This is a genomic window from Paenibacillus sp. Y951 (genome assembly GCF_056786395.1).
On the sequence record NZ_JBXCIY010000005.1, the window covers coordinates 74,617 to 93,280 of the forward strand.

Below are 18,664 nucleotides of genomic sequence, written 5' to 3' on the forward strand. Positions count from 1 at the left end.
TACATCGTATGCAGAAACTAGGCAGTCGTCACAATTCCACACAAAAAAACCTAATAAAATTTCATTAGGTTTCTTTGGTTTGTACTATTTTATTAAATTATCTTCAATTGAAGATTTTAGTTCACACCTATCCAGAATCAAATCATACAATAAATCCTACAATAAGTTGATCCATTCCCGTTTCCCATGAAGAATTCTAACATTATTATAGCTCATGATTGATCTAACTCAATGCCGAACACCTCTGAGATATCTGCATCAGCCATAACTCGGCGTCCTCTGCCCTTCGGCTTGCCAAGCAAGCTTTGTGACTTCTGCGCTAGCGATTCAGAGATCAAATCATCGATACAAACTCCTCTCAGTACAAAAAACAAGGCAGCATCCTCATCAAACCTAGCTCCGATACCATATAGTGCTGCTGCAACATGCTTACACATTTTAGCGGAGTCAGGACAGCTGCAGTCTAACACAATCTCCTTCGGTGCGGGAAATAGTCCCTTTCCCTTAGTCGTAAACAGCTCCGTAAGTCCTTTCGGGAATTTCCCCCCTACTAACTCCTGAAGCGAGCTAATTTTCCCAACGCACTCTTTCACCATCGCATCCCATGTTTCTTTCGAGAGGGGAGCGATCGTAATACCTACCTGATAAGGTTTTGAAGAGCTACCTTGAACAAGTGCGGTTACCTTGCCCTCCGTAATTTCCAGGTCAAGTACTGCGCCGTGCCGGACATAGCTGCGTCCTCTGTCAATCCGATTTGAATAATCAGCGTAACTTTCTAAATTGCTACTCCAAGATTTTCCCCACCAGGTTTTCGTTATCGTTCTCCCTGTAATAACGACCGGGGCAATAGATGGGATTTTCTTCTTCAGTTTCGCTACTGCCTGTTCTGCTTTCTTCTTCCTCTGCGCCACAGGAACATATTCCGGAAACTCATTATAAAATACCACTTGAGATTCTCCTCTCAATAATTAAGTAGTCAGCTTCATTAGATCCATAATCTGCTCGTTATTCATTTCCGTAATCCAGTTCTCCTGAATATCAGGAATAATTTCATTTTGTAGCTTCATTTTACTCTCAATAATTTGATCAATTTTCTCCTCAATTGTTCCTTCCGTAATAAACTTATGTACAATAACATTTTTCTGCTGCCCAATTCGAAAAGCACGATCCGTTGCCTGATTCTCAACTGCTGGATTCCACCATCTGTCGAAATGAATGACATGATTGGCGGCAGTTAGATTTAGGCCCACTCCCCCGGCTTTAATCGACAGCACCATAAACGGCACATATTCATTACCCTGAAACTCAGCCACGATTTCCTTGCGTTTGCTAACGGCCGTCTCCCCATGAAACACAAGTCCTTGATGATGAAAAATCTGTTCCAGAAAACTACGCAATGACTCTGTTATTTCCTTGAATTGCGTAAAAATAATAACACGCTCTCTCTTTTCATAGATCGTCTCACAAATTTCTCTCAGTCTTGCATATTTGCCACTTTCCGTCTCTGAATAAACATGCTGACCTAGGTACTGGTCGGGATGATTACATATTTGTTTAAATCTCATTAACGCTGCTAGTACGAGGCCCTTGCGCTCAATTCCTTCTTCAGCAGATTCAAGCTTCTGTTTTAACTCCTGCACAAGCTTATTGTACAGTAGAATCTGCTTTTTGGTTAAACTAGCATAAGTCTTCATCTCAATTTTATCAGGTAGATCAGTAATGATCGATTTATCGGTCTTCAGTCTTCTAAGTATAAATGGGCTTACGACCTGCTTTAATCTGGTATAACCATCCATAGATTCACTAATGCTTTTCGTAAATTGAGTAAATTCCTTTGCTGTTCCAAGTAAACCCCTATTCAAGAAATCAAATAACGACCATAGATCAGACAAACGATTCTCAATTGGCGTACCTGTCATCGCAATTCGAAAAGAAGCCTTAATTTGCTTAACTAACTTCGTCTGCTTCGTTCCTGGATTTTTGATCGCCTGAGCCTCGTCCAAAATCAATGTATCCCATGTACGATTTGTCAGCCAATCATATTTGGAGATCATCCCGTATGTCGTAATAAACAATTCGTGCTCTTCTAGCTTCCCATCATGCTCACTGATCTCTTTATTCTCTGATGGATGAAGAACCATATAATTCAACGAAGGAGCAAACTTACTAATCTCGTTCATCCAGTTGCCGATTAATGAAGCCGGTACGACCAGCAAAGCCTTCTCCTGTTTCCTCGTCCTTATATAATTCAGCAACGCTATGACCTGGATTGTTTTTCCTAACCCCATATCATCCGCAAGACATGCGCCAAGACCGAGCTTCTTCATCATATAAAGCCAACTAAGACCACGCTCTTGATATACGCGTAGGCTAGCTTGAAAATCATCACCTGCAGTGTCCAGCCGTTCCATCTTCTCAGGATTCGTCAACCGCTCTATAACCGAATCTAGCCATTGTCCGTTCGTAACATCAAGCTCAACCGCTTCCTCTTGTATATCGAGTATTTTCCTCGCATTTAATTGAAGCCTCATTGTATCCATCAGGCTAAGTCCGGATCCACTTGTTAATTGCTGCGCCTGCTCATAAGCCATAAGCGCTTCCTGCAATCGCTTATGGTTAACCTCAACCCATTTACCCTTAATAAAGGTGAGTCCTTCTTCCTCTGTAAGCAACCGTCTCAGTTCATCAGCATCCACTGCTTCACCCCCAAGCCAAAGCTCCGCATCAAACGCTAATAAAGCATCGCTACTCAAATAAGATGGAGGCTTAGCCCCTACGTTAACCGTTAATTTTAACTTATCCGATTTGTTCTTCCACCACTTCGGAATGCGGCACAAAATTCCTGATTCCTCGTATATCTCTGCTTCCTTTAGAAACGTATAGGCCTCATTAGCAGTCAAGCCGATCGGATAAAAAACATCACCCGACTGTTCTAGCTCTGAGATAAAAGAACTTCTTTCTGCAGCCCGATTAACAGTTGAGAGCAGTTCTAGTAGCTTTCCGCTATTCTCACCGTACTCCAGCAAAGCATTCTTGAGCGGAAGATGTCTCGACTTTCCCTGATCGTTCGATTCCGTTGCGTAGGTCGCTAAAAAAGAGAAAGGATACTCTCCCTCCTGCTTATTCTCTACAAGATGGAAGTAGACTCTTCCCGCAAGATGAACGGGGGATTCGCTTTGCATCAGCAGTAGTGCGATACTGCCTTTATGCCCTTGCAAATGATAACTATAGGCACGGTGAAGCTCCTCCCAGGCGTTTTCTAGCCAGTCTTGATCCAAATATTGCGATCCTATTATAAAAGGAGTATTACTTAGTATTTTCTCTACTTCCAACTCTTCAAGCTCTGCCCTAGCTTTCTCTCGTAACACTTCAGCATCTGGATTCTCAGCAAGCTTTCTAACGAAGAGATTCGCTACTCGAATAAGGTAGCTAAGAGATTCTGACATCGCTGCAGTGCGTCTCATCAGACCAAGCACGAACCAAACTGATTCATACTTTTGAAGATAATGATTATATATAGTATTCTGCACAGCAAGTTGATCACAGCCTTGCTGCTCGACCACTGTCTGCCAATCAAGCTTAAATTGACCATTCGGATGAATGATCGCGATAAGCTGTTTATTGTGAAATTCGCCACGATAATCTTGGTTTGTCTCCATCTTAATTACACTCCGTTCAGTCAGTACATAACTAGTGTTGTCATCTATTCTAATGATAGCATAGAAGGATTCTATCTCCAATATTAGGAGATATCGAAGCTAAAAAATAATTATCGCAATAAACCGCAATCACCTTCTACTGGAATAAGCCCCAATTAAAAAAGCATATTCCTTACCTCGTTGTTCGAGATAAGGAATATGCTTTTAGTCGAATTTTTAATTGTTAACTGGATTTCACCCATCTAAGGACTTTTCTATTCTGTCATTAACTTATCAATTCGCTGCTTAACCTCTAGCAAACACATGTCTCGCATTCGAAAACATTAGCGATTCATCGTTGATAAAATCTTTTACCGACTCGATCGATATGTTCTTTTAGGTCTTGGTGATTCAATGAATGGTAATCTACAATATCTATCATGTAAGGAATGGGCAATTCCTCATTAATAAAGGATTGTAATGTTAGAGCTAGATCGGCAGAGCATTGTTCACCTTTAATCGCAAGGTCAATATCGCTCCCTTTTTTATAATTCCCCTTCGCTCTACTACCAAACAGAATGACTTCTTCAACTTGGGGATATTTCAAAAAGGTTTCCCGAAGCAGATTAGCTGATTTTGTTGTTATACCAAAAGCATTCATACTTCTGACCCTAGTCTATCGCCCACTTGTTTCAACGCTGAATAATATTGATCAGCAATCAGTCTAAATGCCAATTCAGCAATGGATTCATAAGTATGAGCCATAAGACTTCTCTTTTATAGCATATCCAACCACATCTCACCATCATCAATAAGTTCATATTTAACTGCTTCTTTTATCGTATCTCTAGGAAATTTTACGACTACATCATAATCCTCAAGATAGTCTTTAAGTGTTTTCCATGCTAATTCAAAAGTAAATTCGTAAATTTGGATAACTCCGGCTTTTCTAATTTTGAAAGCTCCCTTTAGCCAGTGCCTCCTCTAAAATTTAAAAAGCTTTCTCATAATTTTGAAAACGCTGTTTCCATCTTATATCGGTGTTCATTTTTCAGATCCCACCTTTTTAGATAATTTTTAACATTCCCACAAACTATAAAACAATGCCCGCTCGTGTACGATAGGCGTACACGAGGCTTCAAATAAAAGCTCAAAATCGTGGGCTGTCAGCACCAAGAAGATGCACTCCAGCGGAAACGAGTAGCACAGTGTACGTTATTGGTACACGAGCACACGCAGGCTTTCGATGGAGGGCATCTTCGCCGCCGAATCAACTACGAAGCATAATCCGCGTGATCACAGTCCGCGATTTTGAGCATCCTATTACAATAAGGGTTCAAAAAATGGGCTTTCAGAACCGAGCAGGTGAAACGTTACTTGAGAAAGGCGGAAGCGCAATTGTACGTAATTGGTACATGCGAACCGTACTTTCCAAGTTCGTTTCAGATGCGATGTCGAATATGCTACGTTAGCATACTCATCGTTATCAAAGTCCATTTTTTGAACTACCTATTACAATAAGAGTTCAAAAAATGGGCTTTCAGAACCGAGCAGGTGAAACGTTACTTGAGAAAGGCGGAAGCGCAAATGTACGTAATTGGTACATGCGAACCGTACTTTCCAAGTTCGTTTCAGATGCGATGTCGAATATGCTACGTTAGCATACTCATCGTTATCAAAGTCCATTTTTTGAACTACCTATAAGAGTTGTTCGTATTTGTAGCTTGGGTAGCACCCTAACACCCTCACCTGACACCCAATCGCTTCCACTTCCTGCAAGGCAGATTGTAGTAAAAACTCCTCAAGCGAAAAGTTAATTTCAATATAAAAATAATAACTACCTAGCTTCTTCTTCGTCGGACGTGATTCGATTCGTGATAAGTTAATTCTTCTCCACGCAAACGCTGATAACACTTGATGCAACGCACCAGCATAATCTTCAGGTAGTGTAACAAGAATGCTTGTTTTCACATTACTACTCTCACGAGCTGTATATGGCTTATCACCAACTAAGAAAAAGCGCGTGTAGTTGTTATTATGATCGGTAACTGATTCCACTAATATATCTAATTGATTATTAACGGAAGCCGTCTTTGTCCCAATCGCCACGATACCTTCACCTGGATGATCTGCCACAATCTTCACTGACTCCGCCGTACTACTTACATGCTCCGTTGCAGCATGTGGTATATTTTCGCGAATAAAGTTAAGACATTGCGACATCGCGACAGGATGGCTAATTACTTTTGTTACTTTCGAATAATCTAACTGCCCCGAATCAGTTAATAACTCTGAACGACGACCGATAAGATTTTGATTCGAAGGATATACCCATTCCGCTTGGATAGGTAGATCTACCTCATGAACAAGCCAATCTAAATGTAAACTTACTGAACCATCAATCGTGTTTTCTATCGGAATAACGCTATAATTGCTAATACTATCCACAGTTGAGCGAAACACATCGGCAATCATACGATGATGCTTCCATTGCACCGAGTCCTCATTGAAAAATAACTTGGCTGCTTCGTCTGATACTGATCCTGCTGGCAATAGAGCTACAGTGTTCATTAGTGTCCTTCTCCTTTAACCAAATCCATAAACGCGATTGTTTCACCTTGCGTAGTAGATTCGTAAATGACTCGCGCGCCATAAATATCAGGAGATAGCCACATCGTAGTAGCTGTAATGCCCTCCTTCTTCATGCACTCAAGTAAAAATTGTTCAAGTTCCTCTTGCTGCGTACTTTGTGAATCAACAAATGCAATTAAAGTAGGCCCTGCACCACTAAGCGCCACTCCTAGTGCACCTTTGTTTGTAGCATGCTCCAAAATATATTCCATTCCAGGAATTAATGCTGCACGATATGGCTGATGCACGCGATCTTGCATTGCAAAGCGAATTAATTCTAGCTGACCTGACGCTAATGCTGCGACAAGTAGCGAGCTACGACCTATATTGAAGACAACATCAGCTTTACTATATTGAGCTGGCAAAGCATGTCTTGCTTTTTCAGTTGAAAGTTGAAAATCCGGTACAATGACTAACGTTTCAAGCGTACTAGGAGGTGTAAGCTTCACGTATGGAGCTGTCACTTCATCCCATGAAGATATGACAATACCACCAAAGATTGACGCTCCTACATTGTCTGGGTGTCCTTCTAGCTCAGTTGCCATATGGAATAGCTCGTCCGGCGTTAATTTGTTTCCAAGCAACGCATTGGCAGCTACTAGTGCACCAACGATTGCTGATGCACTGCTCCCTAAGCCACGAGTTAACGGAATCTCGCTATACATACTTATTTTCAGCGCTTGCTCTGGTATCCCCACCTTAGCGAACACCGATTGCGCTACTTTATATACCAAATTATTGTGGTCTGTCGGAATACCTTCCATACCATCACCATATAAATGAATCTCTGTTTGCTCCGCTACAGTAAGCTCTAACCATGCATATAATGATAAAGCCATACCTAATGCATCAAAGCCTGGACCCAAATTAGCAGTGCTGGCTGGAATTTTCACAACTACCGATTGTTTTTCTATTTTGTTCATATACTTATCCCTCTACTCGATATACGCTCTTCACTTCATGAATAACATCAATTGCATTGAATGATGAAAGTACATTTTGAATAGCGGCTTTGCTAGCATCATGTGTAATGACGATAATCTCAGCATCAGTTTGATTTTCGTTAGGCTGTTGCAATACAGATTCTAAGCTGACTTCATGATTAGCAAATTCCTGCGTAATACGAGCAAGCACTCCCGCACGATCAGCAACTTTAAGCAGCAAGAAATATTTAGAAGAAATTTGATCATCTGTTTTCAGCACCGTTTGTTTATACGCTGTATTTACTCGTTTACCACTAATACCAAGCTTAATATTTTTACTTACTGCAACAAGGTCAGCTACGACAGATGTAGCTGTTGGCATTTCACCCGCACCTGCGCCATAGAACATCGTTTCACCTACAGCTTCACCATATACTAGCACCGCATTGAATACACCGTTAACTGAAGCGATAGGATGAGAATTTCTCACCATAGTAGGCTGAACGGATACGCTCACTTGATTTTCATCACATTCAGCGATACCTAGTAATTTCAATTGATAACCAAGTTGCTTCGCATATTGAATATCTTCTTTTGTAACAGTAGATATTCCTTTAACAGAAACATCGTCCAAAGAAACAGCTGTATGGAAACCAAGACGCGCTAAAATCGTCATTTTACGCGCTGCATCAAGTCCTTCGACATCACTTGTAGGATCCGCTTCCGCATAACCTAGTGCTTGTGCTTCTTTTAGTACATCGTCATAAGATGCACCTTCTTGCGTCATTTTAGTTAATATAAAGTTTGTTGTACCATTGACGATACCCATTATTTTTGTAACGCGATCTGAGGAGAAACCATCAATAAGTGTTCTAATGATTGGAATTCCACCAGCTACACTCGCTTCATAGTACACATCACATCCATTGCGTTGTGCAATTTCTAATAATTCCGCTCCGTATAGCGCCATTAAGTCTTTATTGGCAGTAACAACGTTTTTACCAAGATTAAGTGCTTCAACGATATAATCCTTTGTATCTGTCGTTCCACCCATCACTTCGATTATTACATCGATTTCGGGATGACGAACAATCTCCCAAGCGTCTTCTGTTAATTTTTCACGATCAACTTCAATACTGCGGGCTTTGTTCACATTGGAAACGAGTATTTTTACAATCTCAATAGAGCTTCCTACTTGATTATGCAAATCCTCTTGGTGATTTTCCACGATACGAACAACACCAGTACCTACAGTACCTAGACCTAGCAGTCCTACTTTAATTGGTTTCATCTATATCCCTCCAGAGTTAAATTTATTACCGTGGTTGTTGTTATACTACCTACCCCTGACCGATTACTGCCGCATGACGTACCCCAGCCTGCCCCTTCAACAACTGTACAAATGGTTCAATATCCTTTGATAAGCCAGAAACATCTATAGAAAGTACTACATTGGCATAGCCTTGTAATGGAATACTTTGATTCATAGTAAGTAAATTACCACCATGTGTAGCAATGATACTAAGCACGCTAGACAATATACCCGATCGGTGTTCTAAGTCCATCGCTATCGTAATAATTTGCTCCCTAGCCATTTCAGCTAATGCATACACACCATCCTTGTATTTATAGAAAGCACTTCTACTCAATCCCACTTGTTCAACTGCTTCATTGATCGTATGTGCTTTTCCACTTTTCAATATTTCCTTTACCTGAATCGTCTTTATGATCGCCTCGGGCAAAATATCCTCTCGGACGACAAAAAATCGAGCAGTCATCATTGTCCTCCTAGAAAAGACATTTGTTCTCTTATAGTGGACATTATATCGAATATACGATTTAATTACAATAGGCTGTACAAAAAAAAGACGACCTTAGTCGCCTTTTCATCGTTAGCTATTTGGATTATAATCTGAACCTTCGAAGAATTCAAAAGAGAATTCGCCAATACGAACCGTATCGCCATCTTTCGCCCCGCGTTTACGAAGCTCTTCATCAACACCCATATTACGTAACATACGTGCAAATTTCATAACAGCATCATAGCTCGTCATATTAAAGCGTTTCATAAAGCGATCCACTGCTTCACTTTCAAGCACAAAATCTTCATTCTCACGAGAAATTTTGAAGCTCGCTTCTTGTTTACGCTCGAATTTGAACACTTTACGTTGCTCGCCTTCTTCAGCTACAATGTCTTGTGCTTGCTCTTCAGCAAGTTGCTTCTCAACAATATCAAGTACATCCGCAGCTTTATAAAGAAGATCTTTAATACCCTCTTGAGTTAATGAAGATATTGGAACGATAACATGCTCTTTTTCACCGTCATACTCTTTCAATTGCTCTAAAAAAATTTCCATATTATCCGCAGATTGTGGCATGTCCATTTTATTAGCTGCAATAATTTGCAAACGGTCAGCTAGCTTCTCATTGTAAAGACTTAATTCATTATTAATTTTAATCCAGTCATCAAATGGATCACGACCATCTGTCGCTGACATATCAATAACATGAATAATAACACGAGTACGTTCTACATGACGTAAAAACTCATGACCAAGTCCAATTCCTTCATGAGCACCTTCAATTAATCCAGGAAGATCAGCCATAACAAAGCTTCTTCCGTCACCAACTTCAACTACACCTAAATTGGGTGAAATTGTTGTAAAGTGATACGCACCAATTTTCGGTCTCGCTCCAGAAACGACGGAAAGCAATGTTGACTTACCTACGCTTGGGAAACCAACCAAGCCAATATCTGCCATTACCTTCATCTCAAGAACTACCCAGCGTTCTTCACCAGTCTCACCATTCTCCGCGATATATGGAGCTGGATTAGTTGGCGTCGCAAATCGCATATTACCACGACCACCACGACCACCTTTACCAATAATAACTTGTTGCCCGTGTCTCGTAAGATCGGCAATTATTTCCCCTGTATCATCGTCAGTAATGGTTGTACCAGGAGGAATACGTACAATGGTATCTTCCGCACTTGCTCCGTGCATTCCTTTAACTTTACCACGTTCACCACGGTCAGCTTTAAAGTGTTTTTGATAACGGAAATCCATAAGCGTTCTTAAACCTTCATCTACACGGAAGATTAAATTACCGCCATTACCACCGTCACCACCATAAGGCCCACCATTTTCAACGTATTTTTCACGTCGGAATGAAATTAGACCATTACCACCGTCGCCGCCTTTTACAAATATCTTAGCCTTATCAACAAACATGACTTGCCTCCGTTCACGCTCTAGTTATCTGCAAATCAATTTGCTCGACTGATAATGCACCGATGATTTGTACAGATCTAGCGCCATTCAACTGCTGTTCTATTTTTTGTTGCCACAACTCTTTATTACGCAAACTACCATTAAATGTAAAATGTATTTTCAAATGATCTTGATTGTTCTCAAATTGTAATTGGAGAATCGGCTCTGATGACATATCCATATCTGCATACAATCGATACGCCGATATAATAGATATAATAATCTCGCTTACTTGCTCATTCTCTATAGTCATCGATCGTTGTTCTTCATTAGAGACGAAACTAACTTCTAAAATGAAATTACTCGGAATCGTTCGAAAGCCAATTAGATAACTAACAAGATAAGGTTCCTCTAGCTTTGAGATTGAACTCTCCGCTAACATCTTCCCCTTTATTCGTTCTACATATTCAGTAATACGCTCTTGCTTGCCAAGTCGAATATAACCAAATAGTACTTGTAGATCATTCATCCAATCATGACGATGATGATTCATCGTTGAAATCCATTGCTTATGTGTTGATTTTAACGTCAACGATAGCTGTTCCTTGTGTATCTTCTGCTCCACATAATAATAAATAGCACCAATAGCTGCTACCCAAATTAATGCAAGTAGATTCATCCAACTGTGACTAGGCCAAACGAAGATTAATATTGCAGGTATAAAAGCAGTAAGCCATAGCCAACGTCGCCATACGTACCATTGCTCCATCTAGCAAATCCACCTCTTTAATTCACATGACTACTTCTAATGAAAATTCAAAATCGTGATCACAGTCAGCAATTTTAAACTACCTATTATACCATTATTGAAAAATAGCCCCGACCATGCAATGCTGGAAGGGGCTACTTACGTTCGTTATTAAGCTTCTACTGCTGCAGCAACTGGTGCTAGTTCAACTGGGTATACGCTCACTTTTTTGCGTTCACGACCCCAACGTTCAAACTTAACCACGCCGTCAATCATAGCATATAACGTATCATCTTTACCGATACCTACGTTAGTTCCAGGGTGAATTTTTGTACCACGTTGACGGTACAAAATGCTACCACCAGAAACGACTTGACCGTCTGCACGTTTAGCGCCAAGACGCTTAGAATGAGAATCACGACCGTTTCGAGTAGAACCTACACCTTTTTTGGATGCGAACAACTGAAGATTTAATTTCAACATCTAGTGTCCCTCCTTCTTAACTGTTATTTGAATTGCGATCATGTATCGATACATGATCACCATATGATTGAGCGATCGAATCAAGCATCACAATCATAGACTCAAGCAATAACTGAAGCTTATCTTCCACTACTTGATCCGCGATTCGCGGAATAGGAGAAGATAACCAGCCATTCTTCATCTTAACTGGAAGCTCAACTCCCGCTAACGCTTCGATCGCATTCACTGTACCAACCGATACAGCAGATACACCTGCACAGACAATGTCTTTACCGTGTTTCGCATAATTAGCATGTCCTTCAACAGCGAATGATGCAATACGATTGTTATCGTTTTCTCGTACAATAGTGATCGTAATCATCTTAGCTCCTATTAAGCTTCGATTTTTTCGATTGTTACTTTAGTGTACGGTTGACGATGACCTTGTTTGCGTTTGTAGTTCTTTTTCGCTTTGTATTTGTAAACAATGATTTTTTGACCTCTGCCGTGTTTCTCCACTTTTCCTGACACTTTAGCGCCAGATACAGTTGGAGTACCTGCAACAAAACCGTTGCTACCTGATACAGCTAGAACTTGGTCAAAAACAATGTTTTCTCCCTCGTTACCATCAAGCTTTTCGATGTAAATTACATCGCCTTCTTGAACTTTATACTGTTTACCACCAGTTACGATAATTGCGAACATAGTTGGTGCACCTCCTTATTTGTCGAAGACTCGCCTAATCAAGGTGTCATTGTTTCCAATGAGCTTAAACCCGACTCGTGCGGTACTTGCATCATTCACATTTGTGAACAATACACCAAAACATTGTATCATAAGTAGCCTATTACTTCAACTGAATTTCTTGTAATAGTTTTGAAGTATAACTATCTCGAGTTTTTTTACGTGTTAATTCCATTAATCCAAGCCTTGTCCAACCAAAGACAACACATTTCGCTCCATCGAATTTAACAGAATCATATAAAATTTTGTAGATACGATTACGATTTTCTTCATGCTCCATATCTATAAAATCAATAATTACAATACCACCTGTATCTCGTAAACGTAGCAATCTAACGATTAGCTGTGCTGCTTCAGCGTTGGTCTGATACAATGTATCTTCTAAATTATTATGACCAACGAATTTGCCAGTATTCACATCGATAACCGTTAACGCTTCGGTCTCTTCCCATATAATATAGCCCCCGTTTTCAAGCGGGATTTTACGTCCAAAAGCTGTCATCAATTGTTTGTGCACGCCATGTTCTGAAATAACTTTATGCTGTTGCTGTACAAAGCTCCGTATATTCGGTAATTGTTGCGGTGCAATCAGTTTCATAATAAGCTGAACTTCAGCTTGAAGCTCGGGTGAACTTACCCAAATCTCATCAACATCTGATTGATATAGATCACGAAAGATACGCTGTAGCAATTGTTCTTCACTCTGAAGCAAATACGGTGCCTGCACCTTTTCAGACGTTTCAGAAATCTCTTTCCATAAATGACGAAGAGTCGATACGTCTGACTGTAATGATTCCATCGTTTCACCAATAGCCGCCGTTCGCATAACAATTCCTTCATTATTAGCGATTAGCTGAGCTGCCATTTGCCGCAAACGCTCCTTTTCATGCTCATCTACAACTTTTTTGGATATACCAATATAATTTGCATAGGGCATATAAGCTAGCCATCTTCCTGCCAAATTATAATGAGTCGTTACACGTGCACCTTTATTGCCAAAAGGATCTTTCACTACTTGCACTATAAGCTCTTGACCGGGATAGGTAACTTGAGAAATGGTTGGCTTCTCTTGAGGTTGTTTATCCATATTAGGATCAAGCATATCATTTACATAAATAAATGCATTTTTCATAATACCAATGTCAATAAATGCAGCCTGCATACCAGGCAATACATTTTGCACGATGCCCTTATAAAAATTTCCTACTAAGCTACGTCCTACTGTTTGCTCCACGAAGAATTCCGTCAGTTGTCCATCCACTAATAGCGCTGCTTGAGTATGAGCTTCGTCCCTATGGATAAGCAATTGCTTCATTTCTCGTCACCACCTTTATCCGTTTCTTTCATTTTAACGGAAAAGTTCTCCAACTGCACGATGAAGATTAATCCCATCTGAGCTATATTGCAAAGTCTCTTGCTCAGAGTATAATTTTACTCCTTGTGTGGTGCTATCGACAACACATAAAAGATGCAGCTGTTCTCGTTTGAATCTTTTGAACACATCATATAAGCTTTGCTCTGATTGCGCTAAAATTGGCACAACTCGTGCTCCCGTAGCTTCAAGCTCATGTACACGCTTCACACGAAATAGTAGAAATCTATAAAATAAAAAAGGAACATGTCGATGATAGGTCAGGTTAGAGTATAGTAAAAATATTCCGATCATTAATTCATTCAATTTAATTCCTTGAACATTCAAGAAAACAGGAAGAATAGCATATCCAATGAGAATAATGCTACAAACAATACTCATTCTAGCCGTCCACAGGAGAACATTAAAAAATTGATAGCGATAACTTAACATAGCTAGTACTATTTTACCACCATCAAGCGGCAGTATCGGAAGCATATTGAACGCCGCTAGCCATAAATTAGCTTGAATAAGATAGTTTGTCCATTCTAATGACCATAATCCCAAGTCTCCCATGATCCAAGCAAAGGCAGCCATCCAAATATTTTGCAATGGCCCTGCAATAGCAACAAGCCATTCATCTTTCGCCGAAGCACCATTTCCCTCGTCAACTTCAACTACGCCCCCAAAAGGTAATAATCTAACTGCCTTTACACGCCAGCCAATCGCAAGTGCCATAACAATATGCCCTAATTCATGCACAATAACGAGTAAAAACAAAATGATTAACTCAAGAAAATATCCTGTCAGCATAGATGCTAACAATATCATAATAAATAGTGGATGAAGACTCCATTTGATTTGCAGCCATTTATTCAACTGAAATCACTTCCAACGGATCAATATACTGTTCCCCCTGCTTCATCGCTAGAAATAACACACTATAATCTTCATCTGCAATAGGTGCGAGCTTACCGATGCTTGCTCCAGCTTCTACCCAGTCACTAACTTCCACATTAACTTCATTCAACCTTGTATATATTGACATACGATTATCAGCATGCTGAATAATTACACTATCCTGCTGCTCCCTTACAAGAATTACTCTCCCTTTTGCTACCGCATGAACTACCGCATTCGAATCGCCCGCAATTTCCACACCATTAAGCAATTGTGCAAATGAATGCAGAAGAATGCCATTTTGGATTGGTGCAATCGCTTCAACATTCTGATTATGTTTAGCCAATGCTAGCTCGCTTTTATTACCGAAGCTAGGAATAAAAGATGGGGAGCCCGAGAAAATATCTTCATACCAGCTAGCTACCGCTACAAAGTTGATTGATGTTTGTAATTCATGATTCAACCAAACTTTCCCTTTATCAATGTAAGGGTTTGAAAACTGCGATGCCACAAAAATAACAACGAGCAATACCAATGCAATAATTGTCTGTATTTTTAAATGTCTGAAAAAACTATACGTTTTTGAGGAATCACCTTCTGCTAGCACAGCGTGATCTTCTGGGGCGTTACTTTGGTCGCCTCCATGCTCCCATGGATTTGCATTCAACTTCCAAAACTTTTCAGGATCATTCTCTACATTTGATGGCCGTTTACTCAACATAATCAACTCCATTTCCATTCATCTTCCTAATACGTATGAATGGAACCGCACAAGTATGCACTACAAGGCGAGAAAAATGGACAGGTTCAGCGTTGTAGCTACACTACAAGTGAAATTAGTTCTAGCATAGTGGTTCCGTTGTCTCCGTAACACCAAATTTGACACTACAGCATCACGTATTGCGCAACTTTCACTCTGTAACACCAAATTTGACACTACAGCATCACGTATCGCGCAACTTTCACTCCGTAACACCAAATTTGACACTACAGCATCACGTATCGCGCAACTTTCACTCCGTAACACCAAATTTGACACTACAGCATCACGTAATAAAAAAAGCCCACCAATAAATATTGTGACTAGCACACATTTATTGGAGGACTACTATGAAATACTTAGCAACGTGTACGCCTGCGTTCACAAGCGATCACTGTTCTCACGAGGCTTAAAATATGGTTCAAAATCGTGTGCTGTCTCCCGCCAAGAAGATGCACTCCATCGGAAACGAGTAGCACAGCGTACTTTATTGGTGCGCGAGCACCTACAATGTTTCTGCAAGAAACATACAACGGAAGCTTATGCTAGGCTTTCGATGGAGGGCATATTCGATGCCGACTACGCTACAGCGCGTTACCTCGTGATCACAGTCCGTGATTTTGAACTTTCTCTAATTTTGAACTTCATTTTAGTCGGGTAGCTCGTACATATGCTGATGCGATCTAATACTAAACACAAGTCCAATACAAAACATATTGATCAGCAATGAAGTACCTCCGTAGCTAATGAACGGAAGTGTAATCCCAGTAATTGGCATTAATCCAATCATCATGCCGATGTTTTGGAAAATTTGAAACACGAACATCGAGACAATCCCTATAATCAGATACGAAGCTCGCCTATCTTTACAATTGAAGGCGGCGATAATCATCCTGTAAATTAGCAAGAAATATAGTAGTAACAGTATCGCTGCACCTTGAAAACCAAATTCTTCCCCAATAACAGCAAAGATTGAATCTGAATACGGATACGGAATAAAACCACCATTTTTCATCCCACCTTGAAGATAACCTTGCCCTGACAATCCCCCAGAACCTATCGCTTGAATCGCGTTTACCGATTGATGACTTGCATCAGAAGATGCTTCATTAGGATTCAAAAAGGTATTGATTCGCTCATACCAATGTTTTTTATCTTGGTCAAAAAGATATTTCTCAATTTCTTCATTGAACGTATTGAATAGAAATAAGATGCTTGCTATCATGACTGCGCAGGTTGCAATACCAATCAGTACATGCCAATGCTTTACATTACCTATCCATAACATGCCGACAACGATTACGAAGTAAATAATGGCATTACCAAGATCAGGCTGGGCCATAACAAGTCCAAATGGTATAATCGAAAAAATTCCGATAGGAATAATATCTCTACGGAATCGTAGTTGTTCACCTTGTCGTCTACCCATTAGATAGGCGATACCGACAATGAGAAATAACTTAACTGCTTCAGCAGGCTGAATGGACAATTTCCCATCAAAAAGTGAAAACCAACCAATAGCGCCATTAATTTTTGATCCAAACGGAAATATAAGAATTAATGATGCTACGCCTATAATATAGAGAATCCACCATGATTTCAATACGATCCGGTAGTCAATGAACACAAATAATATGACAACAGCAAATCCGAGAATATAGTACATTAACTGCCTATTTTCAGAGCCATGATACAATATCGTATTTTGGGTAGCACTTCGTAGAACAATATAACTGAAGGCCATTAAACCAATAAGAATGATTAAGATCATCCAGTCAATTTTTTTAATCTTATTAAGCAACTATATCATCCCATTCCAAAAAGCTTTCTGATCTTTTTGAAAGTACCTACTTTTTCATCAAGCACCATCAAAGGAACCATATCTCCAAGCATACGTCTAGCGATATTACGATAGGCAATCGCCGCTTTGTAAGCAGGATTCAAAGCAACTGGCTCTCCATGATTGGCACTAGCAATTACTTTTTCATCATCCGGTACAATACCTAACAAATCAATTGCCAGCACTTGGCAAATATCATTAACATCAAGAATATCACCTGATTTCAACATACCCGGACGTATACGATTAACAATTAATTTTGAAGGTATTTTGTTCTGCTCAAGCAACCCGATTACGCGATCAGCATCACGAACTGCTGTCGCTTCTGGTGTAGTTACGATAATCGCACGGTCAGCACCTGCAATCGCATTACGGAAGCCTTGTTCAATGCCTGCTGGGCAATCGATGATAACAAAATCATGAGTTTGCTTCAATTCATTCACAATTTTACCCACTTGATCTGGTTTAATCGCATCTTTATCTTTCGTCTGGGCTGCTGGTAGCATATACAGCTCATCGAAACGTTTATCTTTAATAATCGCTTGCTCTAAGCGACAACGATTTTCTGCAACGTCACAAATATCGTAAATAATCCGGTTTTCTAGTCCCATAATAACATCCAAATTACGAAGACCAATATCGGTATCCACGAGTATTACTTTCTTCCCTAACAATGCAAGCGATGTACCTACGTTAGCAGATGTTGTTGATTTACCAACTCCACCTTTTCCAGATGTAACAACTATGGCTTCTCCCATTCTCTTACACTCCCCTCATCATAATTGGCAGTCTATTCTCTCGATGTAGTAGCGTTAGCTTCTGTATAATCATCGCATTATCTTGTATATATGCATATTCCATAAAACCATCTGTTGCTTCCCACTCTTCCAGAGGTCTACTAATAATTTCATGGATTTTCAATTGAGTCGGCTTAAGATACGAGGCAACAATAATCGCATCCTCTCGTCCATTAGCACCTGCATATGCTTGTCCTTTAAGCGAGCCCATAATATAAATATCACCACTACAGCGGACTACTCCACCTGGATGCACATCACCTATGAGCAATAAATCTCCGTCAAACTCAATAACTTGGCCAGATCTAACGATCATTGACATAACCTTCATTTCAGCATGGGCCTTATTTTTATCTTCGGGAGGTATATCGCTTTCAAATGCTTGGATCATAAGATTACCTTGCGAACGAATAATATCCGAAATTGACTTCGATTGTTCTTCCGTAATAACTCTTCGTCCAAGCTTAATAGTAATATGAATTAAAGGACCAGATAATAATTGTTGATGGGTTTTTTCGATTTTATACTTTAACTCGGAAATGAGCACCTCGAATTCACACTTATCGTCGAGAAGGAAAAGCAGACCATCCTTGACACCCTTTATCATAATATGCTGTTTTTCAGTCATCTAAGTCCCTCCCAACGTAATGTATTCTCG

The 18,664-nt window shown here is 40.0% G+C and carries 21 protein-coding genes and 1 other annotated feature; of the genes, 2 read left to right on the forward strand and 19 right to left on the reverse strand.

Translation table 11 applies throughout. The features are described from left to right. Window positions 1-212: 212 nt before the first annotated feature. The 4 genes from AC1TPB_RS08830 to AC1TPB_RS08845 all read right to left on the reverse strand — a co-directional run bounded on the left by AC1TPB_RS08830 (window position 213) and on the right by AC1TPB_RS08845 (window position 4,592). Entirely contained in the window at window positions 213-947 is a 735-nt protein-coding gene (locus AC1TPB_RS08830; RefSeq protein ID WP_482076139.1) for an SWIM zinc finger family protein, read from the reverse strand. 21 nt (window positions 948-968) lie between these two features. Then, window positions 969-3,659, reverse strand: coding sequence for a DEAD/DEAH box helicase (locus tag AC1TPB_RS08835; protein WP_482076140.1), 2,691 nt, complete (start codon window positions 3,657-3,659; stop codon window positions 969-971). 331 nt (window positions 3,660-3,990) lie between these two features. Next, window positions 3,991-4,299, reverse strand: a complete 309-nt coding sequence (locus AC1TPB_RS08840) for a nucleotidyltransferase family protein (protein ID WP_482076141.1) — start codon at window positions 4,297-4,299, stop codon at window positions 3,991-3,993. Between the two features lie 116 nt (window positions 4,300-4,415). Continuing rightward, window positions 4,416-4,592, reverse strand: coding sequence for an HI0074 family nucleotidyltransferase substrate-binding subunit (locus AC1TPB_RS08845; RefSeq protein ID WP_482076361.1), 177 nt, complete (start codon window positions 4,590-4,592; stop codon window positions 4,416-4,418). Window positions 4,593-4,981: 389 nt separating this feature from the next. On the opposite strand from AC1TPB_RS08845, the gene AC1TPB_RS08850 reads away from it, so the two are divergent. After that, entirely contained in the window at window positions 4,982-5,110 is a 129-nt protein-coding gene (locus tag AC1TPB_RS08850) for a hypothetical protein (protein WP_482076142.1), read from the forward strand. Window positions 5,111-5,170: 60 nt separating this feature from the next. Beyond that, complete coding sequence (locus AC1TPB_RS08855) at window positions 5,171-5,299, forward strand: hypothetical protein (protein WP_482076143.1); 129 nt, start codon at window positions 5,171-5,173, stop codon at window positions 5,297-5,299. 37 nt (window positions 5,300-5,336) lie between these two features. Here AC1TPB_RS08855 and pheA read toward each other — a convergent pair whose 3' ends face one another. From pheA to AC1TPB_RS08930, 15 genes are all read right to left on the reverse strand, one after another. Further along, entirely contained in the window at window positions 5,337-6,209 is an 873-nt protein-coding gene (pheA, locus tag AC1TPB_RS08860) for a prephenate dehydratase (protein ID WP_482076144.1), read from the reverse strand. Beyond that, window positions 6,209-7,192 carry a homoserine kinase gene (thrB, locus tag AC1TPB_RS08865; RefSeq protein WP_482076145.1) on the reverse strand — a complete coding sequence of 328 codons (984 nt, stop codon included), beginning with the start codon at window positions 7,190-7,192 and terminating at the stop codon, window positions 6,209-6,211. The genes pheA and thrB overlap by 1 nt, the downstream gene beginning before the upstream one ends. A gap of 4 nt (window positions 7,193-7,196) precedes the next feature. Beyond that, on the reverse strand, window positions 7,197-8,483 hold the full coding sequence (locus AC1TPB_RS08870; RefSeq protein WP_482076146.1) for a homoserine dehydrogenase: 1,287 nt from the start codon (window positions 8,481-8,483) through the stop codon (window positions 7,197-7,199). 49 nt (window positions 8,484-8,532) lie between these two features. After that, window positions 8,533-8,970 (reverse strand): ACT domain-containing protein, encoded by a 438-nt coding sequence (locus tag AC1TPB_RS08875; RefSeq protein ID WP_482076362.1) that lies wholly within the window; start codon window positions 8,968-8,970, stop codon window positions 8,533-8,535. A gap of 114 nt (window positions 8,971-9,084) precedes the next feature. Continuing rightward, complete coding sequence (obgE, locus tag AC1TPB_RS08880) at window positions 9,085-10,425, reverse strand: GTPase ObgE (protein ID WP_482076147.1); 1,341 nt, start codon at window positions 10,423-10,425, stop codon at window positions 9,085-9,087. A 13-nt stretch (window positions 10,426-10,438) separates the two neighbouring features. Continuing rightward, entirely contained in the window at window positions 10,439-11,173 is a 735-nt protein-coding gene (locus tag AC1TPB_RS08885; RefSeq protein ID WP_482076148.1) for a Spo0B domain-containing protein, read from the reverse strand. A gap of 150 nt (window positions 11,174-11,323) precedes the next feature. Beyond that, window positions 11,324-11,635 (reverse strand): 50S ribosomal protein L27, encoded by a 312-nt coding sequence (gene rpmA / locus AC1TPB_RS08890; RefSeq protein WP_482061482.1) that lies wholly within the window; start codon window positions 11,633-11,635, stop codon window positions 11,324-11,326. Window positions 11,636-11,651: 16 nt separating this feature from the next. Continuing rightward, window positions 11,652-11,996 (reverse strand): ribosomal-processing cysteine protease Prp, encoded by a 345-nt coding sequence (locus AC1TPB_RS08895; RefSeq protein ID WP_482076149.1) that lies wholly within the window; start codon window positions 11,994-11,996, stop codon window positions 11,652-11,654. An 11-nt stretch (window positions 11,997-12,007) separates the two neighbouring features. After that, window positions 12,008-12,319: a 50S ribosomal protein L21 gene (gene rplU / locus AC1TPB_RS08900; protein WP_482061484.1), complete on the reverse strand. Its 312-nt coding sequence runs from the start codon at window positions 12,317-12,319 to the stop codon at window positions 12,008-12,010. Between the two features lie 16 nt (window positions 12,320-12,335). After that, window positions 12,336-12,417: a sequence feature (ribosomal protein L21 leader region), on the reverse strand. Between the two features lie 44 nt (window positions 12,418-12,461). Next, window positions 12,462-13,673 carry an Rne/Rng family ribonuclease gene (locus AC1TPB_RS08905; RefSeq protein WP_482076150.1) on the reverse strand — a complete coding sequence of 404 codons (1,212 nt, stop codon included), beginning with the start codon at window positions 13,671-13,673 and terminating at the stop codon, window positions 12,462-12,464. A 33-nt stretch (window positions 13,674-13,706) separates the two neighbouring features. Then, window positions 13,707-14,588, reverse strand: a complete 882-nt coding sequence (locus AC1TPB_RS08910; RefSeq protein ID WP_482076151.1) for a M50 family metallopeptidase — start codon at window positions 14,586-14,588, stop codon at window positions 13,707-13,709. Beyond that, the gene (locus tag AC1TPB_RS08915; protein ID WP_482076152.1) at window positions 14,581-15,342 is read right to left on the reverse strand and encodes a peptidoglycan DD-metalloendopeptidase family protein; all 762 of its coding nucleotides are present in this window, start codon (window positions 15,340-15,342) and stop codon (window positions 14,581-14,583) included. Before AC1TPB_RS08915 ends, AC1TPB_RS08910 begins: the two co-directional genes overlap by 8 nt. Window positions 15,343-16,018: 676 nt before the next feature. Continuing rightward, entirely contained in the window at window positions 16,019-17,170 is a 1,152-nt protein-coding gene (locus AC1TPB_RS08920; protein ID WP_482076153.1) for an FtsW/RodA/SpoVE family cell cycle protein, read from the reverse strand. Between the two features lie 5 nt (window positions 17,171-17,175). Continuing rightward, entirely contained in the window at window positions 17,176-17,967 is a 792-nt protein-coding gene (gene minD, locus AC1TPB_RS08925; protein WP_482061489.1) for a septum site-determining protein MinD, read from the reverse strand. Between the two features lie 4 nt (window positions 17,968-17,971). Beyond that, on the reverse strand, window positions 17,972-18,634 hold the full coding sequence (locus tag AC1TPB_RS08930; protein WP_482061490.1) for a septum site-determining protein MinC: 663 nt from the start codon (window positions 18,632-18,634) through the stop codon (window positions 17,972-17,974). Between the last annotated feature and the right edge of the window lie 30 nt (window positions 18,635-18,664).